The organism is Aurantiacibacter gilvus, from assembly GCF_038289935.1.
GTDB classification, from domain to species: Bacteria; Pseudomonadota; Alphaproteobacteria; order Sphingomonadales; family Sphingomonadaceae; genus Alteraurantiacibacter; species Alteraurantiacibacter gilvus.
In genome coordinates, this window is sequence record NZ_JBBYHV010000001.1 from 1,255,106 (window position 1) to 1,282,098 (window position 26,993).

28 protein-coding genes are annotated in these 26,993 nt (G+C 63.5%); 12 read left to right on the plus strand and 16 right to left on the minus strand.

The window, feature by feature from the left end:
- The first annotated feature begins 26 nt into the window (after positions 1-26).
- The 3 genes from AAEO60_RS06140 (at position 27) to AAEO60_RS06150 (ending at position 3,106) form a co-directional block, all read left to right on the plus strand.
- Positions 27-671, plus strand: coding sequence for a ComF family protein (locus tag AAEO60_RS06140; RefSeq protein ID WP_341672769.1), 645 nt, complete (start codon positions 27-29; stop codon positions 669-671).
- Between the two features lie 315 nt (positions 672-986).
- Positions 987-1,370, plus strand: a complete 384-nt coding sequence (gene hisI, locus AAEO60_RS06145) for a phosphoribosyl-AMP cyclohydrolase (RefSeq protein ID WP_423970138.1) — start codon at positions 987-989, stop codon at positions 1,368-1,370.
- On the plus strand, positions 1,367-3,106 hold the full coding sequence (locus AAEO60_RS06150; protein ID WP_341672771.1) for an acyl-CoA dehydrogenase C-terminal domain-containing protein: 1,740 nt from the start codon (positions 1,367-1,369) through the stop codon (positions 3,104-3,106). Before hisI ends, AAEO60_RS06150 begins: the two co-directional genes overlap by 4 nt.
- On the opposite strand, the gene AAEO60_RS06155 is transcribed toward AAEO60_RS06150, so the two are convergent.
- From AAEO60_RS06155 to tyrS, 6 genes are all read right to left on the minus strand, one after another.
- A complete protein-coding gene (locus AAEO60_RS06155) occupies positions 3,103-3,750 on the minus strand; it encodes an aspartyl/asparaginyl beta-hydroxylase domain-containing protein (protein ID WP_341672772.1) in 648 nt (215 codons plus the stop codon). The genes AAEO60_RS06150 and AAEO60_RS06155 overlap by 4 nt on opposite strands.
- 204 nt (positions 3,751-3,954) lie before the next feature.
- Complete coding sequence (locus tag AAEO60_RS06160; protein ID WP_341672773.1) at positions 3,955-4,659, minus strand: dienelactone hydrolase family protein; 705 nt, start codon at positions 4,657-4,659, stop codon at positions 3,955-3,957.
- On the minus strand, positions 4,656-5,576 hold the full coding sequence (gene cysK, locus AAEO60_RS06165) for a cysteine synthase A (RefSeq protein ID WP_341672774.1): 921 nt from the start codon (positions 5,574-5,576) through the stop codon (positions 4,656-4,658). Before cysK ends, AAEO60_RS06160 begins: the two co-directional genes overlap by 4 nt.
- Positions 5,577-5,579: 3 nt before the next feature.
- Complete coding sequence (locus tag AAEO60_RS06170; protein ID WP_423970096.1) at positions 5,580-6,878, minus strand: MFS transporter; 1,299 nt, start codon at positions 6,876-6,878, stop codon at positions 5,580-5,582.
- 62 nt (positions 6,879-6,940) lie between these two features.
- Complete coding sequence (locus tag AAEO60_RS06175; protein WP_341672775.1) at positions 6,941-7,279, minus strand: PilZ domain-containing protein; 339 nt, start codon at positions 7,277-7,279, stop codon at positions 6,941-6,943.
- 72 nt (positions 7,280-7,351) lie between these two features.
- The gene (tyrS, locus tag AAEO60_RS06180; protein ID WP_341672776.1) at positions 7,352-8,584 is read right to left on the minus strand and encodes a tyrosine--tRNA ligase; all 1,233 of its coding nucleotides are present in this window, start codon (positions 8,582-8,584) and stop codon (positions 7,352-7,354) included.
- 60 nt (positions 8,585-8,644) lie between these two features.
- On the opposite strand from tyrS, the gene AAEO60_RS06185 reads away from it, so the two are divergent.
- From AAEO60_RS06185 to AAEO60_RS06200, 4 genes are all read left to right on the plus strand, one after another.
- A complete protein-coding gene (locus tag AAEO60_RS06185) occupies positions 8,645-9,190 on the plus strand; it encodes a DOMON-like domain-containing protein (RefSeq protein ID WP_341672777.1) in 546 nt (181 codons plus the stop codon).
- The gene (locus AAEO60_RS06190; protein WP_341672778.1) at positions 9,187-10,389 is read left to right on the plus strand and encodes an exo-beta-N-acetylmuramidase NamZ family protein; all 1,203 of its coding nucleotides are present in this window, start codon (positions 9,187-9,189) and stop codon (positions 10,387-10,389) included. The genes AAEO60_RS06185 and AAEO60_RS06190 overlap by 4 nt, the downstream gene beginning before the upstream one ends.
- A 27-nt stretch (positions 10,390-10,416) precedes the next feature.
- The gene (locus AAEO60_RS06195) at positions 10,417-11,142 is read left to right on the plus strand and encodes a glutathione S-transferase family protein (RefSeq protein WP_341672779.1); all 726 of its coding nucleotides are present in this window, start codon (positions 10,417-10,419) and stop codon (positions 11,140-11,142) included.
- Positions 11,143-11,234: 92 nt separating this feature from the next.
- A complete protein-coding gene (locus AAEO60_RS06200; RefSeq protein WP_341672780.1) occupies positions 11,235-12,635 on the plus strand; it encodes a methyl-accepting chemotaxis protein in 1,401 nt (466 codons plus the stop codon).
- Here the strand turns inward: AAEO60_RS06200 and AAEO60_RS06205 are convergent.
- From AAEO60_RS06205 to AAEO60_RS06215, 3 genes are all read right to left on the minus strand, one after another.
- The gene (locus AAEO60_RS06205) at positions 12,632-13,933 is read right to left on the minus strand and encodes a serine hydrolase (protein WP_341672781.1); all 1,302 of its coding nucleotides are present in this window, start codon (positions 13,931-13,933) and stop codon (positions 12,632-12,634) included. The genes AAEO60_RS06200 and AAEO60_RS06205 overlap by 4 nt on opposite strands.
- A 67-nt stretch (positions 13,934-14,000) precedes the next feature.
- Complete coding sequence (gene parE, locus AAEO60_RS06210; protein ID WP_341672782.1) at positions 14,001-15,989, minus strand: DNA topoisomerase IV subunit B; 1,989 nt, start codon at positions 15,987-15,989, stop codon at positions 14,001-14,003.
- Between the two features lie 62 nt (positions 15,990-16,051).
- Positions 16,052-17,215 carry a penicillin-binding protein activator gene (locus AAEO60_RS06215; protein ID WP_341672783.1) on the minus strand — a complete coding sequence of 388 codons (1,164 nt, stop codon included), beginning with the start codon at positions 17,213-17,215 and terminating at the stop codon, positions 16,052-16,054.
- Between the two features lie 20 nt (positions 17,216-17,235).
- Here AAEO60_RS06215 and rsmI point away from each other — a divergent pair, with 20 nt between their 5' ends.
- Genes rsmI through gshB form a run of 3 tightly spaced genes read left to right on the plus strand, consistent with a single transcriptional unit; the run spans position 17,236 to position 19,424 of the window.
- Complete coding sequence (gene rsmI, locus AAEO60_RS06220; protein WP_423970098.1) at positions 17,236-18,111, plus strand: 16S rRNA (cytidine(1402)-2'-O)-methyltransferase; 876 nt, start codon at positions 17,236-17,238, stop codon at positions 18,109-18,111.
- The gene (locus tag AAEO60_RS06225; protein WP_341672785.1) at positions 18,108-18,458 is read left to right on the plus strand and encodes a YraN family protein; all 351 of its coding nucleotides are present in this window, start codon (positions 18,108-18,110) and stop codon (positions 18,456-18,458) included. The genes rsmI and AAEO60_RS06225 overlap by 4 nt, the downstream gene beginning before the upstream one ends.
- Positions 18,459-18,470: 12 nt before the next feature.
- Positions 18,471-19,424, plus strand: coding sequence for a glutathione synthase (gshB, locus tag AAEO60_RS06230; RefSeq protein ID WP_341672786.1), 954 nt, complete (start codon positions 18,471-18,473; stop codon positions 19,422-19,424).
- Between the two features lie 38 nt (positions 19,425-19,462).
- On the opposite strand, the gene AAEO60_RS06235 is transcribed toward gshB, so the two are convergent.
- Genes AAEO60_RS06235 through rph form a run of 4 tightly spaced genes read right to left on the minus strand, consistent with a single transcriptional unit; the run spans position 19,463 to position 22,854 of the window.
- A complete protein-coding gene (locus AAEO60_RS06235) occupies positions 19,463-20,356 on the minus strand; it encodes a tyrosine recombinase XerC (RefSeq protein WP_341672787.1) in 894 nt (297 codons plus the stop codon).
- On the minus strand, positions 20,353-21,504 hold the full coding sequence (hemW, locus tag AAEO60_RS06240; RefSeq protein ID WP_341672788.1) for a radical SAM family heme chaperone HemW: 1,152 nt from the start codon (positions 21,502-21,504) through the stop codon (positions 20,353-20,355). The genes AAEO60_RS06235 and hemW overlap by 4 nt, the downstream gene beginning before the upstream one ends.
- Before the next feature lie 10 nt (positions 21,505-21,514).
- Positions 21,515-22,144, minus strand: coding sequence for an RdgB/HAM1 family non-canonical purine NTP pyrophosphatase (rdgB, locus tag AAEO60_RS06245; RefSeq protein WP_341672789.1), 630 nt, complete (start codon positions 22,142-22,144; stop codon positions 21,515-21,517).
- Positions 22,141-22,854: a ribonuclease PH gene (gene rph, locus AAEO60_RS06250; protein ID WP_341672790.1), complete on the minus strand. Its 714-nt coding sequence runs from the start codon at positions 22,852-22,854 to the stop codon at positions 22,141-22,143. The genes rdgB and rph overlap by 4 nt, the downstream gene beginning before the upstream one ends.
- A gap of 59 nt (positions 22,855-22,913) precedes the next feature.
- Between rph and hrcA the strand changes: the two genes are divergently transcribed.
- Positions 22,914-23,957, plus strand: a complete 1,044-nt coding sequence (hrcA, locus tag AAEO60_RS06255; protein ID WP_341672791.1) for a heat-inducible transcriptional repressor HrcA — start codon at positions 22,914-22,916, stop codon at positions 23,955-23,957.
- 8 nt (positions 23,958-23,965) lie between these two features.
- Entirely contained in the window at positions 23,966-24,544 is a 579-nt protein-coding gene (gene grpE / locus AAEO60_RS06260) for a nucleotide exchange factor GrpE (RefSeq protein ID WP_341672792.1), read from the plus strand.
- 13 nt (positions 24,545-24,557) lie between these two features.
- Here grpE and AAEO60_RS06265 read toward each other — a convergent pair whose 3' ends face one another.
- From AAEO60_RS06265 to AAEO60_RS06275, 3 genes are all read right to left on the minus strand, one after another.
- Positions 24,558-25,031 carry an SseB family protein gene (locus AAEO60_RS06265; protein WP_341672793.1) on the minus strand — a complete coding sequence of 158 codons (474 nt, stop codon included), beginning with the start codon at positions 25,029-25,031 and terminating at the stop codon, positions 24,558-24,560.
- 159 nt (positions 25,032-25,190) lie between these two features.
- On the minus strand, positions 25,191-25,655 hold the full coding sequence (locus tag AAEO60_RS06270) for a hypothetical protein (protein ID WP_341672794.1): 465 nt from the start codon (positions 25,653-25,655) through the stop codon (positions 25,191-25,193).
- Positions 25,656-25,812: 157 nt separating this feature from the next.
- On the minus strand, positions 25,813-26,979 hold the full coding sequence (locus AAEO60_RS06275; RefSeq protein ID WP_341672795.1) for a PrnB family protein: 1,167 nt from the start codon (positions 26,977-26,979) through the stop codon (positions 25,813-25,815).
- Between the last annotated feature and the right edge of the window lie 14 nt (positions 26,980-26,993).

Sequence of the window (26,993 nt, forward strand, 5' to 3'; positions counted from 1 at the left end):
GCCTGCCCGCAGGCAGCATAGGCCAAATGCTGCTCAAACAGGCCTTTGCCCCGCTGGTGGACCTGATCTACCCGCCGCGCTGCCCGCTGTGCGGCGATGCCATTGCCGCGCAGGACGGGCTTTGTACCGAATGCTGGTCGACGCTGGAGATTCCGGCCGACCTACCCGGCAAGTCACCGGTCACAGCGGTCACTATCTACAACGATTCGGCGCGCCAGCTGGTGCTGAACTTCAAGCATGGCGGCAAGATCGCGCTCGCCCGGATGATGGCGCGGCAGATCAACGCGCGACTGGGCGTGCTGCAGGGCAATTGGCTGGCCGTACCCGTGCCGCTCCACCGCCTGCGCCTCTGGCATCGCGGGTTCAACCAGTCGGCCCTGATCGCACGTGAACTCGCCCAGCTTTCGGGCGCCAGACTGTTGGTTGACGGTCTGCTCAGGCCCAAGCGGACGCCGAGCCTTGGAGGCTTGGGTCGCAAGGAGCGCGCGGCGGTCTTGAAAGGAGCGATCACCGCGAACCCAAGGCGAGACAACCAGATCAGGGGTGCCCAGGTCCTGCTGGTCGACGATGTGTTGACGAGCGGTGCCACCACCAATGCCTGCATCGCGGCACTCGACAAGGCGGGGGTGGCAAGGGTCCACGTTGCCTGTTTTGCGCGGGTGCCGGCCTAGAAACGCAAAACGCCCGGGGTGTTTAGCCCCGGGCGTTCGCGTGACGATTTCGCTGGAACTTTCGCGCAGCCCCCCAGCTCGCGCGTCCGTTCCAAACCCTCATGACCCATTGCCTCTTCGGACTCCGGGACCCTCCCACTCCCTGGCCGGAATGGCAGACGGCTCGTCAAAGCCGAGGTGCATTCATTCCACCGAAAGGTTCAACTGCAAAGCGGCTTTGTTGCAATCGATAGTATTTGCATGTGGATTGTGTTTATCGTGCAACAAACAGGTACGCAGAGTGCAACTTGATTTCCATTTGCAATAAGGAACAGCATCATTTCCAGTGACACGGCCGATCGCGAAGCGGGCCGCAATTTCATGCCGAAGTTTGACGCTGCGGGCCTGTTGTCCGCCGTCGTGCAGCACGCCGAAACCGGCGAAGTGCTGATGGTGGCCTTCATGGACGAAGAGGCGCTGCAAGCCACTCTCGACAGCGGCGAGGCGCACTTCCACTCGCGTAGCCGCGGCAAGCTGTGGAAGAAGGGCGAAAGCTCCGGCCACGTGCTCGCGGTGCAGGAGATTCTCGTCGACTGCGACCAGGATGCTCTGGTGCTGAAAGCCCTTCCCGCAGGTCCCACCTGCCACACGGGCGCACGCAGTTGCTTTTACCGGCGTGTCGATGGCAAGGGGCTGGCCTTGCTTGGAGACTCGGAATGACCGGTTGGACCGCGCCCACGCGCGACACTCTCTTCGTCCTCAACGACCTGCTGAAAGTGCAGGATTGCACGCTCCCCGGCTATGACATGCTGGACGAGGAAACGGTGCAGGCCCTGATCGAAGGCATGGGCGCATTCTGCACTGACGTGCTCGCCCCGCTGAACCCGGTGGCCGACGCGCAAGGCTGCACCCGCCATGCCGATGGCAGCGTCACCACGCCCGAAGGCTTCAAGCAGGCCTACAAGCAGTTGCAGGAAGCAGGCTGGAACACGCTCGCCATGCCCGAGGAATACGGCGGGCAGGGCTTGCCGCACGTGCTGGGCACGGTGTTCGAGGAATACATGAATTCGGCCTGCCCAGGTTTCATGATGTATCCCGGCATTGTCGGCGGCGCGACTTCGACCATCCTTGCGGCGGGATCGGATCACCTGAAGGACACCTACGTCCCGCCGATCATCAGCGGCGAATGGCTCGCCACCATGGCGCTGACCGAAGGCCATGCGGGTACCGACCTTGGCCTGATGCGTACCAAGGCGGAGCCTGCCGGGAACGGCACTTACTCCATCAGCGGCGAGAAGATCTTCATCTCGGGCGGCGAACACGACCTGACCGAGAACATCATCCACCTGGTGCTGGCCCGCGTGCCTGACGCGCCTGCCGGTTCGCGCGGCATTTCGTTGTTCCTGGTGCCCAAGGTGCTGCCGGACGGTGAGAAGAATGCGCTCGGCTGCTCGGCGATCGAGCACAAGATGGGGCTCAATGGCTCGGCGACCTGCGTGATGAATTTCGACGGGGCGACTGGCTGGCTGCTGGGCGAAGAGAATGCCGGCCTCGCCGCCATGTTCATCATGATGAACGCCGCGCGCCTTGGCGTGGGCGTGCAGGGCCTCGCCCACGCCGAACACGCATACCAGCGCGCTGCCACCTACGCGACCGAGCGCAAGCAGGGCCGCGCGATGGGCAAGCGGGCCGATCCCTCGGCTCCCGCCGACTCGCTGCTGGTCCATCCCGATGTGCGCCGCCTGCTGCTGGACGCCCGCGCCTTTGCCGAAGGTTTCCGCGCGCTGGTGCTTTGGACCGCGATGCAGATCGATGCCGCGCACCATGGCGACAAGGATGCCGACGCACTGGTTTCCTTCCTGACGCCGGTCATCAAGGCCTTCGGTACCGACAGCGGCTTCCAGACCGCGGTCGACATGCAGCAAGTCTTTGGCGGGCACGGTTACGTCAAGGAATGGGGCATGGAGCAGATCGTGCGCGATGCCCGTATCGGCATGATCTACGAAGGTGCCAACGGCGTACAGGCGCTGGACCTTGCCGGACGCAAGCTGGCCAAGGACGGCGGGCAGGTGGCGCAGAAATTTGCTGCCATGGTCGCTGCCGATCTGGACGGCGCGCCGGACTGGCTTGTGGCACCGATGCAGACTGCCCTCGGCGATGCCGCCAAGGCTGCGCAGTCCATGCTGGAGCAAGCCGCGAAAGATCCCAACGCGCTGGGCGCCGGATCCTATGCCTTCATGGAACTGATCGGACATGTCGCCATCGGCTGGATGTGGGTGCGCATGGTGAAGGCTGTCGAAGGACGCGACGACGAATTCTCTGCCGCCAAACGCATCACCGCGCGTCACTTTGCCGAACGCAGCTTGCCCGCAACCGCGATGCTGCGGCGGAAGGTCGAAGCCGGGGCGGAGAACCTTATGGCCTTGCCGGAGGACGCTTTCGTCCGCGCGATCTAGACGCGCTCGTTATCCTCGGCGACGCGGAAGGCATCGTCCCAACTGCGTAATTCGTGCCTCGCCTCGCGCACGAAAGGGCTGTGCTTGATGTAGAGCATGAAAGCGGTTGCGACCCAGCTGGCGGGCCACCGCAGCGGCCTGCCGACCTGGCACAGCAGGATGATGCGCGGCTGGTCGGTATTATTCCACACCTCGTGTTCGCAGGTGTCGTCGAACATGGTCCACTCACCGGCTTTCCAATGCAGGTCCTGGTCGTTCACCTGTATCGTGCAGTTCTCGCTGTCTTCAGGGACGACAAGCCCAAGGTGGGCGGTGAAGAACCCCTTGGTGACACCGCGATGTCGGACGATGTGCGCACCCGGGGCGAGGATGGAGAAGAAGGCCGAGTTGAGCTTCGGGATGCGCTTCACCAGTTCGTATGTCCGCCGTGCGCGCGCTATATTGGCCGGGACTTCGTGGCCGTAGCCAAGCAGGAAAAAGCTGCGCCACCTGTCATCCGAAGCGATGCGGCGATGGTCAGGGGAAATGCGGCGAAGCGGCGGGATGGCTTCGACGTCGCGGTAGATCGCCAGGGCTTCTTCGCGAATGTCCGACCAGTGCCGCGAAATTTCCGGAGCCCAGTCGAACAAGGCAGGATCGAGCACAGGCTGATCCGGGATCCTGGAATACTTTGCCCCCCAGGCGTTCAGCGCATGGCGCCGCGCCTTCAGCCAACGGTAAAGAAGCGGTCGATTTCGCCCTGCAGTTGCAGGAGTCGCGGATTCCACCTGTGCTTCCCCCAAAGCAAACTGTTCGATCCCATTCCAGCGAAGACTATGCCGCGTCGCAGCCAGGATCAAGGTGCGGTGTCAGCCTGCCATAACCTCGTCGAACAGGGCGTGCATGGCCGACCAGCTTTGGCGATCGGCACTGGCATCATAGCCGGTCGCGGGATTCTCGCTGGGGGCAGGGTTGGTGAAACCGTGCTTCACGCCCGAATAGGAATGGAAATGCCAGTTGGCCTCGGCACGATCCATTTCCTGCCAGAATTTCAACACCTGCTCACGCGGAACCATCGGGTCGGCATCGCCATGACACACCAGGATACGAGCACCGACTGATCCCGGCTGCGCGGGCATCTGGGTGTCGAGCAAGCCGTGGAAACTCACCGCCGCTTCGACCGGAGCCCCTTCGCGGGCAAGCTCCAGCGCGGCCTGCCCGCCCATGCAGAAACCGATGACGAAGAACGGCAGGTCCTTGGTCTCATCGAGCCGCGCCAGTGCCCGCAAACTTGCACGCAGGCGCTGGCGATAGAGTTCGTGGGCCTGCCGGATCTCGCTGGCGAACAGTCGCGCCTCGTCGAAGTCCTTGGGCGTCTTGCCGTAAAAGTCGGCCACCAGCGTCAGGTAGCCGTCACCAGCCAGCGACAGGGCCTTGTCCCTGACCGAGCCCGTGGGGTTCATGATCGTCGGAAACACCAGCACCGCGCCCTTGGGCACGCCTTCGGGCCGCGCGAGCAGACCGGTCAGCCGGGCGCCAGCGTCGTCGTAAGCGAGGTCTTCGAAGGTGCTCATTCGGTCGGCAGGAACTCGGGGACAGAGAGGTATCGCTCGCCCGTGTCGTAGTTGAAGCCGAGCACCCGCGTACCCGGCTCCAGCTCTTCCAGCTTGGCGGCAATGGCAGCCAGCGTCGCGCCAGAGCTAATACCGACAAGCAGGCCTTCCTCACGTGCGCAGCGGCGGGCCATTTCCTTGGCGTCTTCGCCATCCACCTGGATCGCGCCGTCGATGGCATTGGTGTGCAGGTTATCCGGGATGAAGCCGGCGCCGATGCCCTGGATCGGGTGCGGGGCAGGCTGGCCGCCAGAGATGACCGGCGACAGGGCAGGCTCGACGGCAAAGGCCTTCATTTCGGGCCAGACCTCTTTCAGCGCCTCGGCGCAGCCGGTCAGGTGGCCGCCGGTGCCGACACCGGTGATGAGGTAGGCCGGGGGCGCGTCGCTGAAGTCGGCGATGATTTCCTGTGCGGTTGTGCGGGCATGGACGGCCACGTTGGAGGGGTTGTCGAACTGCTGCGGCATCCACGAGTTCGGGGTCTGCGAAACCAGCTCCTCGGCGCGGGCGATGGCACCTTTCACGCCCAGCTCGCGCGGGGTCAGGTCGAATTGGGCACCATAGGCCAGCATCAGGCGGCGGCGCTCGATGCTCATGCTGTCAGGCATGACAAGGATCACCTTGTAGCCTTTCACCGCGCCGACCATGGCAAGGCCCACACCGGTGTTGCCACTGGTAGGTTCGATAATCGTGCCACCCGGCTTAAGCGTACCCGAAGCCTCGGCATCCTCGATCATGGCCAGCGCGATGCGATCCTTGATCGAGCCGCCCGGATTGGCACGCTCGCTCTTGATCCACACTTCGTGGTTCGGGAACAGCCGCGACAGGCGGATATGCGGCGTGCTGCCGATTGATTGCAGGACATTGTCGAACTTCATGGCTCAGGCTCCCTCGCTGGCTTTCTCGTTTGTTACCTCTTCAGGCTTGTCTAACACATCTTCGGGCGGATCGAAGGTCTTGGTTGTTCGCAGCACCGGAAACAGGCCCGTGTAGGCGAGAACGGTGACGATGGCCCCGGCGCCACCTACTACTACCGCCGCGACCGGGCCGATGATGAAGGCAAGGCTGCCGGAGAAGAAGTCGCCGAACTCGTTGGAGGCACTGATGGTCATCTGCGACACGGCAGATACCCGCCCGCGCTTGTCGTCTGGCGTGTGCAGCTGGATCAGCGACTGCCGGATATAGACGCTGAACATGTCTGCCGCACCGACGATCACCAGCATGGCGAGGCTCAGCGGCATCCAGGTCGACAGGCCGAAGACGATAGTGGCCAGCCCGAACACGCCTACGGAAGCGAGCATCTTGGGTCCGACATTGTTCTTAAGCGGGCTGAAGGAGAACCACAGCGCGGTCAGCGCCGCACCGATGGCAGGAGCCATTGCCAGCTGGCTAAGACCGCGCGAGCCGACCTCCAGGATGTCGCGCGCGAAGACCGGGAACAGTGCTGTCGCACCGGCCAGAAATACGGCGAACAGGTCCAGCGTGATCGAGCCGAGTACCATCTTGTTCTGGTAGACGTAGGCCAGCCCCTCGCGGATCTGGTGGATCGGCCTGCCAGTGCTGCGCGGTGCGCCGCGCGGAACATGGCCAATGAAGGTCAGTGCCACCAGCGACAGCAGGAACAGCACGACAGCGGCGACATAGGGCAGGGCGGGTGCGAAGACGTAGAGGTAACCGCCCACCGCCGGCCCGACGATCATGCCAACTTGCCAGGCGATGGAAGACAGCGCGATGGCGTTGGGAAGGATCGCTGCCGGAACGAGGTTGGGGGCGAGAGCCGAGAATGCCGGTCCGGAGAAAGCGCGGGCGACGCCAAGGAACACGGCCACCGAATAGAGCACCGGCAGCGAGATTGCGTCCTGCCAGGTAAAGAATGCCAGGGTGCCGGCGCACAGAGTCTGCAGCAGGACAGTGAGTCGACCAAGGTTGCGCCGGTCGAAGCGGTCGGCAGCCAGCCCGGTAAACGGTGTCAGTAAGAACAGCGGGACGAATTGCAGCAAGCCGATCAGGGCCAGCTGGCCCGATGCCTCGCCCACGCTCATCCCGCCATCGCGGGCAAGGTTGTAGGTCTGCCACCCGATGATCAGCAGCATGGCGTACTGCGCCAGCGTCAGCGACAGGCGGGCGAGCCAGTAGGCCCGGAAATTGGCGACTTTGAAGGGGTGCGAAGGGATACTCACGCAGGCGCAATGGCAGCGCCCGGGGCGCTTGCCAAGTCAATCGAATTTGGCCGGGGTAAAGTTCAGCCGCGCCGACGTAGCGCCGGATTGGGCTGCATTTCCGTGATCATGGTCTGGAAGTCGTCGATGCGCACGATGCGTTCGAACTGGAAGCCTGCGCGATCATCCGTGATCCAGATACAATAGGCCTCGATCCGGCCAACGCCGGGCAGGCGGATGATCATGCGATCACCACGGCTGATATCCTTGATCCCGTCGACCATGAACCCATGGGCGGAGATGTTCGAGATATGCATGGTCACGTCGCCGTGACTCAAGTGTTCGGCAATTACCGAGTAGTCCACCGGGTGACGCGTCGAGCGTCGCAAATCGGTGACGGATAGCTGTGCGCCCCCTGCCATGACCTGCCGTTGCCTCCCAAAAAAACCTAAGTGAAGGCTGTGGTGACAGGAAATGGTGCACTTTTGGTAAAGTTAGCTCCCGCGAAGGATACCATGCCGCTTCTTGCCAAGGCTCAGTCGCACCTCTGCGCCGCTAGCCAGCTGCACCAGGTGCCCCGGATCGCCTATGGTTTCGTCGCCCAGCTTGACCGCGCCCTCGGCCACCTTGCGCTTGGCTTCCCCGTTGGACTGGGTGAAGCCCAGTTCGGTTAATGCCGCGCCGATGCGAATGCCCTCTACGGGCACTTCCAGCGTCGGCAAATCCTCACCGCGTCCGCCACCGGCAAAGGTCTGTTCGGCAGTGGCGCGCGCCGAAGCAGCGGCTTCTTCACCGCGCACGAGCTTTGTCACTTCATTGGCCAGCACGACCTTGGCGGCGTTGATTTCGCTGCCTTCGAGAGCTTCGAGGCGCGCGATCTCGTCCAGCGGCAGGTCAGTGAACAGCTTCAGGAAGCGGCCCACGTCGCGGTCGTCGGTGTTGCGCCAGTACTGCCAGAAATCATAGCTCGGCAGCTGCGCCTCGTTGAGCCAGACGGCACCCGATGCGGTCTTGCCCATCTTGCCGCCGTCGGCAGTGGTCAGCAGCGGGGTCGTCAGCCCGAACAGCTCCGTGCCGTCCATGCGGCGCCCCAGTTCGATACCGTTGATGATATTGCCCCACTGGTCGCTGCCGCCCATCTGCAGGCGCGCACCCATTTCCTGCGCCAGGTGACGGAAGTCGTACCCTTGCAGGATCATGTAATTGAATTCGAGGAATGTCATCGGCTGCTCGCGATCGAGGCGCAGTTTGACCGAATCGAATGTCAGCATCCGGTTGATCGTGAAGTGCGTGCCGACCTCGCGCAGCATCTCGATATAACCGATTCCGCCCAGCCAGTCGTAGTTGTCGACCATCACGGCGTCGGTCCGCCCGTCGCCGAAGGTCAGCAGCCGCTCGAACACCGTGCGGATCGAGGCAATGTTTTCCGCAATCGTCTCTTCCGACAGCATCTTGCGGCTTTCGTCGCGCCCGGTCGGGTCACCGATGCGCGTTGTGGCGCCGCCCATCAGCACGATAGGCTTGTGGCCGCTCTGCTGCAGACGGCGCAGCATCATGATCTGCACCAGCGATCCGACGTGCAGGGATGGCGCCGTTGCGTCGAAACCGATATATCCCGGCACGGTTTGTCGCGCAGCTAGGGCATCCAGTCTCACAGCGTCCGTCACCTGATGGACATAGCCGCGCTCTGTCAGCAATTGCAGCAATTCAGATTCGTAAGTCGTCATCTCGGGGGATTTGGCGCCTTGGTTCATGGGAATGGGGGCGCGTAGCACGGGGAATCTCACTTGCAAACGCATGATCTGGTCGCACATGCATCACATCCACCACTTGCCGTCCGACGGGTTGAAGCAAGGGTTCTTTCACTCACAGACAACTGGATGCGCGTCCGCTGGCGCATCGACGGGCCGTCCAAGCTGGTCGTGCCCTCGTTCGCAGGGAAGGGCCGGGGGGATGAGTTATGGAAGAGCACCTGTTTCGAACTCTTCATGATGGAGAAGGATGGCACGCCTTCCTATTCAGAATTCAACCTGTCGCCATCGGAACGCTGGGCTGCTTACGATTTCGATGACTACCGTGAAGGCATGCGCAATCGCACGTTCCAGCGCGAACCTGATTGCACCTTCCGCGTCGGCCAGGCGATAGCAATCTTCGATGCCAGCCTGCCCCGCGTGCAGATGCCTGAGCCGCCCGCAGCCATCGGCCTTTCCGCCGTGATCGAGGAAGAAGGCGGAGTGAAGAGCTATTGGGCGATTTCGCACCACAAGGAACAGCCCGATTTCCACGATCCTGCTTGCTTCGGAGGCGCACTTGCGCGAACCCGCGCTGCATGAAATTCGGAATTGACCGGCTCCTTGCCGAACCAGACCTGCTGAAGTCGTTGGGCGGCAAGCGCGTGGCGCTTGTCGCCCATCCGGCATCCGTGACAGCGGACCTGACACACAGCCTCGATGCGCTGGTCGCAGCTGGCGTGAATGTCACCAGCGCGTTCGGGCCGCAGCACGGGCTGAAGGGCGACAAGCAGGACAACATGGTGGAGACCGCCGACGAGACCGATCCGGTCTACGGCATCCCTGTTTTCAGCCTTTATGGCGAGGTGCGCCGACCCACTGCCGCGATGATGGACAGTGCCGACGTCTTCCTGTTCGACCTGCAGGACCTCGGCTGCCGGATCTACACCTTCGTCACCACGCTGCTCTACTTGCTCGAAGAGGCGAGCAAGCACGGCAAGAGCGTGTGGGTGCTCGACCGGCCCAATCCGGCAGGCCGCCCCGTCGAAGGCACGCTTCTGCAAACCGGCATGGAGAGCTTCGTCGGTGCCGCCCCGATGCCGATGCGACACGGCCTGACCATGGGCGAGATGGGCCAGTGGTTCATCCGTCACTTTGGCATCGACGTCGATTACCGTGTCGTCACCATGCATTACTGGTTGCCCGAAGGTCCCGGCTACGGCTGGCCGGAAGACCGCATCTGGATCAATCCGTCGCCCAATGCCGCCAATATCAACATGGCCCGCGCCTATGCCGGTACGGTGATGATTGAAGGCGCGACGCTGAGCGAGGGCAGGGGAACCACCCGCCCGCTGGAAGTGCTGTTCGGTGCACCTGACGTGGACGCCAAGGCCGTGCTTACAGAAATGCACCGCCTCGCTCCCGACTGGCTGGCAGGGTGCGCTCTGCGCGATTGCTGGTTCGAACCGACATTCCACAAGCACCAGGGCAAGCTCTGCAACGCCCTGATGATCCATGCAGAGGGCCCGTTCTACGATCACGAGTCCTTCCGCCCATGGCGCCTGCAGGCGCTCGCCTTCAAGGCCATCCGGAACCTCTATTCCGACTACCCAATCTGGCGCGGCACGGACTTCAAATACGAATATACCAACGACGTGCTGGCGATCGACGTGATCAACGGCGGCAGCGGCCTTCGTGAATGGGTCGACGACAGTGCCGCCACACCGGCTGATCTCGATCAAATGACAGCGCCCAACGAGGCGATATGGCGGGATCAGGTGGCTGACCTGCTGCTGTACTGATAGGGTGAGCCCAAAAGAGGAGAGGGCATGCTCAAGCTTTACAGTTTTGGTCCGGGTGCGAATTCACTGAAGCCCACGCTGGCGCTTTATGAGAAGGGACTGGAGTTCGAGCACAAGCTGCTCAACCCGGCCAAGTTCGAACACCATTCGGACTGGTACAAGGCGATCAACCCACGCGGGCAGGTTCCGGCGCTGGAAGACGACGGCAAGATCATCACCGAAAGCACGGTGATCTGCGAATACCTGGAAGATGCCCATCCGACCGAAGTGAAGCTGCGTCCCGCCAGCCATTATGACGTCGCGCAGATGCGCATCTGGACCAAGTGGGTCGACGAATATTTCTGCTGGTGCGTCTCCACCATCGGCTGGCACCGACATGTCAGCAAGATGGTGAAGGACCTGTCAGACGCCGAGTTCGAGGAAGTGGTAAACAACATTCCCATCCCCGAACAGCAGGTGAAATGGCGGCGTGCGCGTGAAGGCTTCCCGCAGGACCTGCTCGACGAGGAAATGCGCAAGATCGGCGTGTCGGTGAAGCGCCTCGACGATCACCTGCGCGACAACGAATGGCTGGCCGGCGGCGTCTATTCGCTGGCCGACATCTGCAACTTCGCCATCGCGGGGGGCATGGACAAGGGTTTCCCCGAGCTGGTGAACGAGAACGATACGCCTGGATTGGTGCGCTGGTTGCAGCAGATCCATGATCGACCGGCAGTAAAAGCGATGTTTGCCAACGTCCCGCGCGAGTTCTGATCCGGTCAGGCGGAAAAACGTCTGAACATTAAATCGCAGGTAACCATGGTGGGTTAGGGAAGTCCGCAAGGCTTCAAAGGACCGATCCACTCATGGAACACGTTGCAATCCCGGAATCGCAGTTCAAGGATATCGACAATATCTCGCGCCAGTGCGGAGATGTTACCGTTGGCTGCTCGGATGTTGCCGGCGTGGTCCAGCAGGTCATCGAAAGTTTCCGCGCCCTGCACAGCGAACACGAAGCGCTCAAGACCACGGTCAACACGCTGGATACGGACCAGAAGCTGGTCAGCGACGCCTGCGATGAATCGCGCCTGCTTTCGCAACGCGCGCTGGAGCAGCTGGAAACGGGCCGGACCCACATCCATTCCTCGCTGCAACAGATCAGCCACCTGCTCGAAGCCGTGCAGGAACTGTCCCTGCACATCACCGGCTTTGCGGCAGCAATGGAGCAGGTGAAGCGTACCTCGCAGGAAATCGAGGAAATCGCCGACAACACCAATATCCTGGCCCTCAACGCCACGATCGAGGCGCACCGTGCCGGTGAAGCCGGTCGCACCTTCTCGGTCGTCGCCAACGAGGTGAAGAACCTTGCTGGCAACGCCCACCGTGCCAGCAAGGAAATCACCCGCACCATCGAAACGCTGGAGAGCGAAGCCGAACTGGTGATCGGCAAGATCAGCACGGGGGCGGAAGACAGCAGCGAAGCGCGCAAGTCCGTCAGCCAGATCGAGCAGACCATCACCGAGGTGTGCGAACTGATCAGCGAAGTCGACGGCCAGAACGACCAGATCGTCCGCAACAGCTCGAAGATCGGCGTCCACGTGCTCAACGTGCAGGACGTGCTCGGCGAATTCGGCAAAGTCGTTGTTTCGAACGAACAGCACCTCAACAAGGCCCACGATCGCATCGAAACGCTGGAACTTACCGCCAGCGGCATGTTCGATGCGCTGGTGAAGGCGGGCCTGTCACCCGCTGACAGCCAGATGGTGGAAGTGGGGCAACAGCGCGCCCGCGAGGTTGCCGAAATCACCGAAGCGGCACTCGCCAACGGCGAAATCAGCCAGCATGACCTGTTCGACACCAATTATCGCGAGATCGAAGGCAGCAATCCGCCACGCTATCGCACGGGCCTGAATGCCTGGGCGGACAGGGTCTGGCGGCCGATGATCGACCGCTTCACCGCGGCAGACAGCCGGGTCGCAGCCTTCGCCTGCACCGACATGAACGGCTTCCTGCCCACGCACCTGACGCGCAATTCGCAGGCCCCCACCGGCAATGTTGCCCATGACACGCAGTTCTGCCGCAACGGTCGCATCCTGTTCGGGGCAATCGACGCGCGGGCCAAGGCCAGCAACGACGACTACATGATGGCGGTCTATCGCCGCGAAAGTGGCGGCAACGACTACCAGGTCGTGCGCAACGTCTACATCCCGCTAATCATCAACGGCCGCCGCTGGGGTGACCTCGAGATGGCCTACATCCTCGACTAGTCAGCCGCAGGGGCGCTCGCCAGCGCGATGGCGCGCATGCCGAGCATCTCGAGTCGGGCATTGTCCAGCACCTCTTCGGGATTGTTCCAGCTCAGCGTGACGACCTGCCAGCCGCTGGCATCGTCCCGCAGCAGCCAGGTGAGGTTGAGCACGCCGGGTTCGGAGCCGCCCTTGTAACCGGCATAGTCCCACGCGCCCTGCATGCTGTCGGACATGGAGGGATTGACGGCGAGCACGCCCAGTGCGGTGTCGTCTTCCAGCGCCGCAAGCCGCTGCAACAGACGGGCAATATCGGTCGGCGAGGCGAACCACTCTATATCGATCAGGTTCGGGCCCCCGGTGAAGGCTGCCATGACATCGGCCATTTCCGGTTCGACGTCGCCCAGGGAATCCAGCGCGTCGCGTCGCCAGTCGAGATCGGCGGCCAGATACTCGCCTGGATCGACGCTGGTGGTGGACTTCAGCACGAACATTTCGCGTGTCGTGAGGAAGGGCAGGGTGGCCGACGGATCCGAATGGCTCGCCGCCACCAGCTCTGCCTCGACTGCCTCGCGCCCGAGGACAGCGATCAGCTGGTCAGTCGCCGTATTGTCGCTGTTGGATATCATCAGGGTTGCAAGTGTGTGCAGGGTCACCGGTGAACCGAGCGGCCAGTTCTGCAACTGCCCGCCGGGATAGCTGCGCTCGCTCAGGTGCACGACATCATCCCAGTTGCGCTCGCCCGCAGCGATTGAATGGGCGAGGGCCGACAACACGTAGAGCTTGAAGGTGGAGCCGATGGCAAATTGCTGATCGGCATTGCTGGCCGCGACTGGCTCGATTCCAGAGACAAGCGAAGTGACAAGGACACCGGTTTCGCCGGGAAGGGTGGCAATGTCTGCCAGCAATTGCTCAACACTGTCCCCGATCGGACGAACGTCGGTGAGCAGGAAGCCAGTCACCTCGTAGGGTTCGCCGTTCTCCAGCGTGAACTGGCCGCTGGCGAGGCCGCGCTCGAACCGGATGGCGATATTGGCGCCGTTCGGTGTGACCGCCTCCACGCTGTCCACGCCGATCAACGGGCCGAACTGGCTCTCGATCTGCCCCTGGATGGCGGTGAACTGGGTAGCCGGCACGGCCTCGACAAACTGGTCCGTAAAGACCTCGCCATAGACCGCCTCGCCGCCCATGGCCGCGACAATATCCTCGGCGCGATGCTCAAGCCGTTCGACATCCTCGGCGGATTGCGCGCGCAGAGGGCTGCCCTGCAAGCCCAAGGCCAGGACCGGCGCCAGGCATATGATCAGGAACCGTTTCATCGCGCTATCTCCATGTCGCAGCAGCCTTTTCCAGCCACGTGTATTGCGACATTAAGACAGCTAGGCGTCAGGCGTCAATCAGGTCGCGATCGATTTCGCCGGCGCGGTTCTGGATGAAGTTGAAGCGGTGTTCGGGGTTGCGGCCCATCAGCTGGTCGACCAGTTCCTTCACCGCATAACGCTGCTCGTGATGCTCGGGCAGGGTGATGCGGACAAGGCTGCGGCTTTCCGGCGCCATTGTCGTTTCCCGCAGCTGCTGCGGGTTCATCTCGCCAAGGCCCTTGAAGCGGCTGACCTCGACCTTCTTGCCCTTGAACACCGTCGCTTCCAGCTCGGCGCGATGCTCGTCATCGCGGGCGTAGCGGCTCTCCTTGCCTGCGGTGAGCCGGTAGAGCGGCGGCTGGGCGAGGTAGAGGTGTCCCTTGCGCACGAGATCGGGCATTTCCTGGAAGAAGAAGGTCATCAGCAGGGTGGCGATATGTGCGCCGTCGACGTCGGCGTCGGTCATGATGACAACGCGGTCGTAGCGCAGCTGTTCGGCGTCGCATTCCTTGCGGGTGCCGCAGCCGAGCGCCAGTGACAGGTCGGCGATCTCGCTGTTGGCGCGGATCTTGTCCGCCGTGGCGCTGGCGACGTTGAGGATCTTGCCGCGGATCGGCAGGATCGCCTGGGTCTTGCGGTTGCGCGCCTGCTTGGCGCTGCCACCGGCGCTGTCGCCTTCGACGATGAACAGCTCGGTCTCGCCTTCGCCGTCGCCCGAACAGTCGGTCAGCTTGCCGGGCAGGCGCAGCTTCTTGGCATTCGTCGCCGTCTTGCGCTTGATCTCGCGTTCCTGCTTACGCTTGAGGCGTTCCTCCATGCGCTCCATCACCGCGCCCAGCAGCGCGCGGCCACGCTCCATGTTGTCGGAGAGGAAATGATCGAAGTGGTCGCGCACCGCATTCTCGACGAGGCGTGCGGCCTCGGGCGAAGTCAGGCGGTCCTTGGTCTGCGACTGGAACTGCGGATCGCGGACGAAAACGCTGAGCATGATCTCAGAGCCAGTCATCACGTCGTCGGCGGTGATGTCCTTGGCCTTCTTGGTCGAAGTCAGCTCACCGAAGGCACGCAGGCCCTTGGTCAATGCCGCGCGAAGGCCTTGCTCGTGTGTACCGCCATCGGGCGTGGGCACCGTGTTGCAGTACCAGCTGGTCGATCCGTCGGACCACAGTGGCCAGGCCACGGCCCATTCGACACGACCTTGCTGCACACCGTCGATTTCGGGGAAGTCCTGCGACCCGGTAAAGAAGTCCGCCGTCACGCATTCGCGCTCTCCGACTTCCTCGCGCAGGTGATCGGCGAGACCGCCCGGGAACTGGAAGGTCGCCTCTTGCGGCACTTCTTCCGATGCAAGTGAAGGTGCGCACTTCCAGCGGATTTCGACGCCCGCGAACAGGTAGGCTTTCGAACGCGCCAGCTTGAACAGCCGCTTGGGGTTGAAATTGCGGTCCCCGAAAATCTCGGTGTCGGGCACAAAGGTGACACTGGTGCCGCGCCGGTTGGGCGTATCCCCCACCTTGGTGAGGCCACCCTGCGGTACGCCGCGCGAGAATTCCTGCGCGAAAACCTGCTTGTTGCGCGCCACTTCCACCCGGGTATGGCTCGACAGCGCGTTCACCACGCTGACGCCGACGCCGTGCAGACCGCCGCTGGTGGCATAGGCCTTGCCCGAGAACTTGCCGCCCGAGTGCAGCGTGGTCATGATCACTTCGAGCGTGGACTTGCCGGGAAACTTGGGATGTTCGTCCACCGGCATGCCGCGACCGTTGTCGGTGATGGTCAGGCGGTTGCCTTCTTCCAGCACCATCTCGATGCGGTTGGCGTGGCCTGCCACAGCCTCGTCCATGGAGTTATCGAGCACTTCGGCGGCAAGGTGGTGCAGCGCGCGGTCATCGGTACCGCCGATGTACATGCCCGGGCGGCGCCGCACGGGCTCCAGCCCTTCCAGCACCTCGATGGAGGAAGAATCGTAGTCGCCGCCGCCTTGCGGCAGGTCTTCGAACAGGTCGTTGCTCATGACCCAGCTATAGGCCCGGGGAATCCCCGGCTTCAAGTTGGCCAGGCAAACTTATCCGGTGATCAGAAGCTGGTGGGTGCAGGGCTGACAACGGTAAAGACGCCGTTGCCGATCTGGCGCACTTCCATGGTCCGTTCACCCACGCCATTGCTCTGGAAGCGGATCACCCCGTCGAGGCCGAGGAAACCGCCGTCATCGGTCAACAGGCCAGCGGGCAGGTCCGTGCCCGGACGCCAGTCGCGCGTCAGGCGCAGTGTCAGCAGCACGGCGTCATAGCCGAGCGTGGCAATCCGGAACGGCTGCTCGCCAAAACGCGATTCATAGCTGGAGGCGAACTGGCGGAAGCGGTCGTCAGGCACGGCAGCGAACCAGCCATTGCGCATGGACGGCACGGTCAGCAGCGAGTCCTGGCGGCTCCACAGTTCGGTGCCGATGATCGAGGGCAGGTCATCACCAGCATCCTTGAGGCGCGGTGCAGCCAAGGCAGCAAGCCGCGCGCTGTCGGCGATCAAGACGGTGTCATAGCCACCCTGCGCGGCGAGGCGTTCCGCCGCGCTGATGATCGAGGTGTTGTTCCGGTCATAGCGCTGTACGTCCACGATGGAGCCGCCGCGCGCCAGCACGGCTGCTTCGGCAGCGGAGGTGGTGCGGTTTCCATAGTCACCGCGCGGGGCGAGGATGGCAAAGTGCCGCGCCCCCTCGTCGATGGCAAAATTCACCGTGCGCACGACGGACTGCTCGGGCACGTGGCCCATCACGAACACGTCGTTGCGAGCGACCGTCGTGTCGTTCGAAAAAGTGATCAGCGGGACGTCTGCCGCGCGGGCCTGCGCCAAAACGGCGCCCACGTTGTCGCGCTGCAGGGGACCAAGGATCAAGCGGTTGCCGTCGGCAATCGCGCGGCTGGCCGCAGCACCGGCACCCCCGCCCGTGTCGTAGGTGGTGATGCGCAGGTTCTCGGCACCCGTATCGAGCAAGGCCATCGTGGTGGCATTGGCGATCGACTGCCCGACATCGGCATTGGAGCCGCTCATCGGCACGAGCAAGGCTACGCGGTGACGACCCTCGTCCTCGGGCAGCACGGCATCGCTCGGTCCGGTCGGCTGGGTGATGACCGGGCCACCGCCATCGGGGCGTGAGCCGTCGCCGTCCGGGATTACGGTACAGCCGGCCATCAGGAGGGTGACTGCACCCGCGACCAGAATCCGCTTCAAATTGCCGAACATGCTTGCTGTCTCCACTGCACATGGTCCATGCCACGCTCGTGAGCGAGCAAAGCGGACCCTTATCTCCCGGCCTCTATATAGTCGCGACCCCGATTGGCAATCTCGGCGATATCACCATGCGGGCAGCCGACACGCTGGCGCGATGTGATGCAATCGCCTGCGAAGACACCCGAGTTACGCAGAAACTGATTCGTCACCTCGACATATCGAAGCCGTTATGGCGCCACGATGACCATGCATCGGCCAAGGACCGCGAGCATATGGTCGAGGCCATGCGCGGCAAGGCCATAGCCTTGGTGAGCGATGCGGGAATGCCGCTGGTCTCCGATCCCGGATACCGGCTGGTGAAGGATGCCCGCGCAGCTGACATTCCAGTTACGGTGCTGCCAGGTGCCAATGCCCCGCTGGCGGCACTGGCACTGTCGGGCCTGCCCAACGACCGCTTCCTGTTCGCGGGTTTCCTGCCGCCCAAGGACAAGGCCCGGCGCGACGTGCTGGAGGAACTGGCGGGCCTGCGCTCCACGCTGATCTTCTTCGAAACCGCACCGCGCCTGACCAAGAGCCTCGCGGCCATTGCCGAGGTCTTGCCGGGCCGCGAAGTGGCTGTCGCGCGCGAGATCACGAAGCTTTACGAAGAATGCCGCAGCGGCTCTGCCGAAGAGGTGCTGGCCCATTACGAAGCCCATCCTCCCCGGGGCGAGATCGTGCTGCTGGTCGGCCCGCCAGCGGAGGCCGAATCCAGTGAGGCCGATGCCGAGGCCATGCTGGTAGAATTGCTCAAGACCGAGAAAGCCTCCAAGGCCGTGGCGCAGGTGGCCAAGGCAACGGGGATGGACCGCAAGGCGCTCTATGCCCGCGCAATGGAACTGAAGGGCCAGGGACCCGAGAATCCGTGAAACGCCAGCAGGCAGAGGCGCAGGGCCGCAAGGCCGAGGATGCAGCTGCCGACTGGCTCATGGCACGGGGCTGGGAAATCGCCGCCCGTCGCCGCAAGACGAAGGTCGGCGAGATCGACCTCGTCGCGCGCCGCAAAGGGCTGGTGGCCTTTGTCGAAGTGAAATGGCGACGCAAGGCGGCCGACCTCGACCTTGCTATCGACGAATACCGGCTGTCGCGGGTCGCGGCGGCGGCGGAATCGGTCGCGCATGAATATGCCACACAGGGCGAAGACCTGCGGATCGACGTGATCCTGCTTGCACCTGACGCCGAGCCTCGCCACATCGCAAACGCCTGGATGCCATAGGAAGAAGACAACATGAGCCTGCGCGTAGCCGTCCAGATGGACCCGATGGAGACCATCAAGATCGCTGGCGATTCCAGCTTTGCCCTGATGCTGGAAGCACAGGCACGCGGACATTCCGTGTGGCACTATGATGTCGCCACACTGGCTTACCGCGACGGCAAGATCACCGCCTGGGCCAAGCCGGTCACCGTCCAGCGGGTCGAGGGCGATCACTTCACTGCTGGCGAATTGCGCCGCATCGACCTCGCCGAGGATATCGACGTGGTGCTGATGCGGCAGGACCCGCCATTCCACCTAGGCTATATCAGCTCCGCGCTGCTGCTTGACCGGTTGAAGGGCGCGACGCTGGTCAGCAATGACCCGCGCGAGGTGATCAACGCGCCCGAGAAGATGTTCGTGCTCGACTACGCGCAGTTCATGCCGCCGACGCTCATCGCGCGAACCCTGCAGGACGTGATCGATTTCCAGAAGGAACACGGCGCTGTCGTGGTGAAGCCGCTGCACGGCAATGGCGGCAAGGCGATCTTCAAGATCGACGCCGACGGCACCAACACCTCGGCCTTGTTCGAAGTGTTCAACCAGACCTGGCCCGAACCGCACATGGTGCAACCTTTCCTGCCCAGCGTGGCGGAAGGCGACAAGCGCATCGTGCTGGTAGATGGCGTGGTGGCCGGCGCGATCAACCGCAAGCCGGGCGAGGGCGAATTCCGTTCCAACCTCGCGCAGGGCGGTTCAGCCGAGGCCAGCCAGCTGACCACGCGCGAGCAGGAGATCTGCGATGCCATGGCTCCGGAACTGGAACGGCGCGGGCTGACTTTTGTGGGTATCGACGTGATCGGCGGCGAATGGCTGACCGAAATCAACGTCACTTCGCCCACCGGGATCGTCGCGATCGACAAGTACAACGGCACCAACACACCAGGAATGATCTGGGATGCGCTGGAACGCCGTCACGCGGCGATGTAACCAAACGCTATCCAAACCTCAGGTCTTGTGGAAAACGCCTACTTCTCGCGAGGGTGGGCGTTTCGGTAGGCGTCGAGCATCTTGGCCGCATCGACCTTGGTGTAGATCTGCGTCGACCCAAGCGAAGCATGGCCAAGCAGCTCCTGCAGGCTGCGCAAGTCGGCTCCGGAGCCAAGCAAGTGGGTGGCGAATGAGTGCCGCAGCGCGTGCGGCGTCGCCGTGGCCGGCAGGCCCAGCGCCTTGCGCGCCCGTGCCATGGCTTTCTGCACCATGCCTTGCGACAGCGGGCCACCCTTGGCTCCGCGAAACAGTGGCTCACCTCTTTCGAGCTGGTGGGGGCAGGCAGCGGCATATGATGCCACCGCATCACAAACCACTGGGATCAAGGGGACCACGCGTTGCTTGTTGCCCTTGCCGGTGACGACCAGCGTTTCGCCCAGCGGCAACTGGTCTGCTGTCAGCGACAGCGCTTCGGCGATGCGCAGGCCCGCGCCGTACATCAGCAGCAGTACGGCGGCGTCGCGGCGGCCGGTCCAGCCTTCGTCCGCCATGTCCGCTACCATCTGCACAAGACCGGTCACCTCGTCAGGAGTGATCGGGCGGGGCAGGCCTTTCTTGATGCGCGGGCCGCGCAGGCGAGGGCCAGTGCCCGGTTCCGCGTCCACCTGCGCGCGCGCGAAAGCAATGAAGCCCTTGAGTGCCGAAAGCTCGCGCGCTGCCGAGACATTGCCGAGGCCCTCGGCCCGGCGCGCCGCAAGATGGCCGCGCAAGTCTCGCGTGGTGACGGCAGAGACAGATTGCCATTCGTCGAGGCCGAGCGCTTCGACCAGTCGTTCAGCCGTCCGCAGATAGGCTCGCACCGTATGCGGACTGCGCCGCCGCCCGATCGCGAGGTGTTCCTCCCACTGGTCGAGAAGCGCAGAGGCAGTCATGCGAACAGCAGATCGTCTTCGATAACCCCCGCCAGCACGGCATCGAGCAGCGGCATGCCCTTGGGCGTGACGCCCACGCGATTACCCTTGCGCCAGATCAGGTCCATGCCGCCGAACTGCTGCATCATCGAGGGACGTAGCAAGGCCTCTTCGGGCATGTCGACCCGCGCCGAAAGCGCGGCGATATCAATCCCCTCGCCAAGGCGCAGCCCCATCAGCAGGGCTTCGCTCGCCTGGTCGGAGCGTGACAATGCCTCTTCCTGCTTCAGCCCGTGCCCGTTGCGCTCAACGGCACCCAGCCAGTTCTCCGGTTTCTTGTGGCGGAACGTCGCCATGCCCCCGCGCCGTCCATGGGCACCGGGGCCGATCCCGGCATAGTCCTGGTAACGCCAGTAGGTCAGGTTGTGACGGCTCTCCTCGCCCGGGCGAGCGTAGTTGCTCACCTCATAGGCCGGCATCCCCGCAGCCGAGGTCATCTCCGCTGTCACTTGGTAGAGGTGGGCAGCGAGATCATCGTCGAGCGGCGTGAAGCCGCCGCGGCGAACGTCGGTTTCAAAGCGCGTACCCGGCTCGATGGTCAGTTGGTACAGCGACAGGTGCGACGTGCCGAAACCCAGGGCGTGCTCCAATTGCTCGCGCCAATGCTCGGGCGACTGGTCGGGCAGGGCATAGATGAGGTCGAATGAAACCCGCTCGAACGCCTTCTGGGCCACTTCAAGGGCGCTGAGTCCTTCTGCGGCGTTGTGGAGGCGGCCAAGAAAACGCAGCGCCTCGTCGTCGAGCGACTGCAGGCCCAGCGAGACGCGATTGACGCCCGCAGTGGCAAGATCGGCGAAGTTCGCCGCCTCGACCGAGGACGGATTGGCCTCCAGCGTGATCTCGATATCGAGCGCAAAACCCCAGAGTTTCGCCGCCTCGGCCAGCAGCGCCTCGACCAAGCGCGGCGGCATCAGCGAAGGCGTCCCACCGCCAAAGAAGATCGAGGTCAGCGGTTCACCGCCCGCCAGTTCCGCCTCGTGCCGCATGTCGGCGAGCAGCGCGTCCTGCCACGCCGCAACGTCAACGCTATCGCGGACGTGCGAGTTGAAGTCGCAGTACGGACACTTTGCGAGGCAGAAGGGCCAGTGGATGTAGAGCGCGCGCGCCATGCGCTACAGCCTAGACTCCGAACTGGTCCGCGACCAGCTTGGCGAAGGCATCGGCGCGGTGGCTGATGGCCTTCTTCTCGTCCGGTTCCAGCTCGGCGAAGGTCACGTCGCGGCCCACCGGCACGAAGACGGGATCGTAGCCGAACCCCATGGTGCCGCGCGGCGGCCATGTCAGGGTGCCGTTGGCGCGGCCTTCGTAGACTAGGTACTCGCCATCCGGCCAGGCAAGGGCGAGAACACAGCAGAACCAGCAATCGCGCGGTGTATCCGGCCCAAGCGCCTGCAACATGCCTTCGACCTTCCCCATGGCCATGTACCAGTCGCGCCCCGGATCGCCTTCGAACCATTGGCGCTCGGCCCAGTCCGCCGTGTAGACGCCCGGACGCCCGTCGAGCGCCGAAACCGACAGGCCGCTATCGTCGGCCAGCGCGACGAGGCCCGAAGCTTCAGCCGCAGCCCGCGCCTTGATAACGGCGTTCTCGACGAAGGTCTTCCCGGTCTCGGGCGGCTCGGGCAGGCCCAGCGAGCCTGCCGAGATGCAATCCGTGCCGTAAGGCGCCAGCAGGGCAGAGATTTCCTTCAGCTTGCCCGCATTGTGCGTGGCAATAACCAGTTTCCCGCCGCCGAGCTTGCGCGTCACTTTACCGCGGCCTCCTGCGCCTTGAAGATTTCACCGCAGCCCATCTGGGCGAGTCGGAGAAGGCGCAGCAGGCCTTCCTCGTCGTAGGTCGCGCCTTCGGCCGTGGCCTGTGCCTCGGCGATTTGGCCGCCTTCGATCAGCACGAAGTTGGCATCGGCATCGGCGTTCGAGTCCTCGTCGTAGTCGAGATCGAGCACCGGCGTGCCATTGTAGATGCCGCAGGAAATCGCGGCGATCTTGGCGGTCAGCGGATCGTCCTTGATCGCGCCGGATTCCATCAGCTTGTTAACCGCCATGCGCAGGGCAACCCAAGCGCCGGAGATGGAGGCCGTGCGAGTGCCGCCATCGGCCTGGATCACGTCGCAGTCGAGCGTGATCTGGCGCTCGCCGAGCTTCTCCATGTCGCAAACGGCGCGTAAACTACGACCGATAAGGCGCTGGATTTCCTGTGTTCTTCCACTTTGCTTGCCCTTGGCCGCTTCGCGCGAGCCGCGCGTGTGCGTGGCGCGGGGCAGCATCGAGTATTCGCCCGTGACCCAGCCCTGGCCCTTGCCGCGCAGCCACGGCGGAATGCGTTCTTCGACAGAGGCCGTGCACAGCACGCGCGTGTCGCCAAAGCTGATAAGGCAGGAGCCTTCAGCATGCTTGGTGAAGCCGGTTTCGATAGTGATGGCGCGCATTTCGTCGGGCGCGCGGCCTGAAGGTCGCATTAATTTCTCCGCTTGAGCAGTTTGCGCCTGCCGCCCTAGCGACTAGATAGGCGCCTGTCATGGCTTCTCCACCGATCTCCGAACTGACCAACCGCGCGCGCGATATCTTCCGCCTGGTGGTGGAGGACTATCTCGAAAGCGGTCAGCCCGTCGGCTCGAAGACGCTGGCAACGCGCAGCGAGGTGAACCTCTCGCCTGCGTCAATTCGCTCGGTTCTGAGTGAACTCGAAAGTTTCGGCCTGCTCGCTGCCCCGCATACCAGCGCCGGGCGCATGCCGACCGACCTTGGCCTGCGGCTGTTTGTCGATGGAATCATGCAGGTTGCCGAGCCCACCGCTGCCGAGCGCGCCGCGATCGAAGCGCAGCTGGGCGCGCCCGGACCGATAGAGGCGGCGCTGGAGAACACCAGCGCGCTGCTGTCCAACCTGTCGGGTGCAGCGGGCATGGTCATGGTGCCCCAGCGCGAGGCGCGGCTCGCGCAGATCAACCTCGTGCCCCTCGACCAGACCCGCGCGCTCGCCGTGTTGGTGGGTGAGGATGGCCATGTCGAGAACCGCGTGCTGGAGCTTGATACACCAGCATCCGCCAGCGCCATGCAGGAAGCCAGCAACTACATTTCCGCGCGCCTTGCCGGACGAACCCTGTCCGAAGCCGCCAAGGCCATCCAGGCAGAGATCTCCAGCGGTCGCACGGCGCTCGATGACGCGAGCAAGCGCTTGATCGAGAATGGGATTGCCACCTGGAGCGAAGACGCCGCAAAGCGCCCGGTGCTGATCGTGCGCGGTGCTTCCAACCTGATCGACGACAGCGCACTAAACGATCTCGACCGCGTGCGGCAGCTGCTCGACGACCTTGAAAACAAGCAGTCGGTGGCCGAACTGCTCGACTCGGCGCGCGAGGCAGAATCGACACGCATCTTTATCGGCGCGGAGAATCGGCTATTCGCGCTTTCCGGTTCATCGGTGATCGCCGCGCCCTATCGGGATCGCGAGGGCAGGGTGGTCGGCGTACTCGGGGTGATCGGTCCCACGCGGTTGAATTACGCGCGGGTCGTTCCCATGGTTGATTTCACAGCCCATTCCCTGGGCAAGCGAATTGGTTAGCAGGACAAATGATCGATAACGATAAGGACCGCGACGAAGCGGTCGAAAAGGAACTCGAAGGCGTGCCCGAGGAGTTTCTCGATGACAGCGAAGAAGGCGACGAGGGCGGCAGCCTGGAAGAGGCGCTCGAAGCGCTGCGCGGCGACCTGGAAGCTGCCAAGCAGGAAGTGCTCTACGCCAAGGCCGACGCGCAGAACCAGCGCCGCCGCCTGGAAAAGGAAGCGCAGGACGCGCGCAACTATGCCGCGACCGGCTTTGCCCGCGACGTCCTGAGCGTGGCGGACAACCTTGCCCGTGCCATCGATGCCATCCCCGAGGACTTGCGCGAAGACAGCAAGTTCAAGGGGCTTGTCGCCGGCATCCAGGCGACACAACGCGAACTGGACAAGGTGTTCACACAGCACGGCATCAGCCGCATCGCCGCCATGGGCCTGCCACTGGACCCGAACCAGCACCAGGCGATGATGGAAGTTCCCACCGATGATGCCGAACCTGGCACCGTGGTGCAGGAAATGCAGTCCGGCTACATGATCAAGGACCGCCTGCTGCGACCCGCCATGGTGGGCGTGGCGAAGAAGCCGGATTGATCGCTAACGCCGGTTACAGTGCCAGGATGCGGGCGATCGTTTCGGGTCCGTACTTGAGGTAGAGCCCGACCGGGCCGGGATTGATCACCACGCCGATATCCGCAACCGCGGTAAGTGCGGCGCGGCCATCCATGGCGATGTAACGCGTCCCTTCGCCGAAAGCTTCGGCCACACGGCGTTCGGATGTGAACATGGCGGCGGTCGCGCCGCCGCCACCGTCGTCGATCAGGAAGATGTCGAACTTTTCGGCCTGCGGGAGCTCGCGTTCGCCTTCCGGCCTGTCGTGTGGCGGCACTGCCAGCATGACGGTAGAATCGAGCAGGAGCCGGGCGAAATCGGCCGCCGCATCGGCGGACTGCGGCACATTTCCCATTGCCTCTTCCAGCGGGTTTTCAGGCTGCCAGTCTGCCATGGGATCGCCCTGATCAGGCTGCGCAGGCGGCCCTGCGGGCTTTGACTGGTTTCCAAACAGGCGTTTCCAGATCATCCGCGACTCCTTCCTTGGCCGCTAAGGCATTGAAAGCGCAATCTGACATATCGGCGGCGAACATGCGAATTTTCGCGCAGCCCAATAGAGAAGGCGAGGCCCAGCCGGACCCCGCCTCCTTCCGCCCCCCTGTTGGCGGACATGCCGAATTCTGGCCGGTTACTGGCTGTAAAGCTCCGAGATGTTGAGCTCGGCATCGTTGAGTTCGCTGTCGCCGTAGGTGCCGACCCAGATCTCATAACGGCCGTACATCGGATCGCTGAACGCCACCGAGGGGTTCAGGCCTTCGCCGCCATCGTCGTCGCAGTACCACTGGCCGTCCGGGGCGTTGATCACCAGCGTGGTGTCAGCGCGCGAGGCGACCGAGATGATCAGCGGCAGGGTGCCGGGATCGAAAAAGAGGCGCACGTCAGGCGCATTGGCGATGTAGCCGCGGCAGCCACTGCCCAGACGGCTGGCGTCGTTGGTGCCGCCCGAGGACAGGTAGACGACGTAGGGATCGTCCGGAAAGCCGCCTTCAAGGTCGACCGTTTCGTAGATGGGATCCGCGTTGATATCCTGCGCGACGGCGGGGGCGGAAAGGGTGGCGAGGGTTGCTGCGGCAACCGCAAATTTCTTGAACATCACAATGGTCTCCCCGTTTCGAAGTTGAAAACAACCGATAGGTGCGACCCTTGTTGAATCGGCTTTTGGGGAAGGCCGTTTGAACGATCTGTGTATTCGCCGTTCCGGATTCAGAAAGGTTCGACCGGCCGTGCCAGACGACCGGTCGAACGGTATATCAGGTGACAACCTGGGCGCGGTTTTCGTCGCGGTGCTTCTTCAGGTATTTCATGAAAGGCGTGCCGCCGGTGCCGACATCGGGATCGTTGCCGGGGATGGAACCTGCCTGCTTGTTGATGTAGCTCGCCGCATATTCGAGGTGGCGCGTGCGGAAACGGGCGCCCTGTTCGAGGCAGGCGTTGAAGGCGTCCTTCAGGCTCTGGCTGCCCGAGCCGGCGACGAATTCGCGCAAGGTCGATTTCACCGCCAGGTCCTCGATGAAGCGGCGATGTTGCACCGGGCGGTACTGGTGCAATTCGGTGAGGAAGTGCTTCAGCGGATCGTCGCTGTGGCCGACGCCCAGCAGGGCGTCCATGGCCGGAACGATGGACGACTGCGAACCTGTCTGGCCGCGCAGCGCCTGCGGCTGGTTACCCAGCTTTTCGACGCCTTCGTAGACAAGTCCGCCAGCGGGCAGGGCGGGGTTGTTGGCCCAGCCGTGGATGTACGGCCGCACGCGGTGGAAGTAGCAGTAGGGATCGCACTGCTCGGGCATGCGGGCGAAATGACCGTAGATCCGCTCCCAGGCCGCGTCCATTTCGACCAGCAGACGTTCGGCCTCGGCCGCGTCGTCCTGCCTGGCCACGGTGACCAGCTTTGCCGCATTGTCGAGCAGCACTCCCGCTTCCGCCTCGATGGCAACGTGGACGAGCACGAACCAGTTCTCGTCGACGCCGCCGAGGAAGTTCTGCTGCATGGCGATGTTGTCGAGCCTGATCCCGTCCGACTTGTCGAGCCGGTACCAGTTGTCGAGCACATAGCCGGAGTAGGGCAGCAAGGGCGCCTGGTCGAGGCGGTCCGAGATCGCGACCATCGGGCGGGCGAGGTTGGCCGGCAAGTGGGCCGGCGGCTCCGATTCGCCCCAGACGTAGGCCTGCACAAGGAAGGAGTAATGCACCATGGCTGTGCGCACTTCTTCCTCGGCTGCCTCTTGCGCCCAATCCTCCAGCACGGGATCTGCCAGCTGGTCGAGGAAGTGGCGCACCCGCCCGGTCGTCAGCAAGGCGGACAGGTTCCCCGCCGCCTGCAGGACACCGGCAAAGCGGCTTGGCAGGGTGATCGCGTCGATCTCAAAATGCGAAAGGTAGCCCCGCTCGCGCGTCAGGCCGTAGTCGGATAGCTGCATGTCATGAACCATCG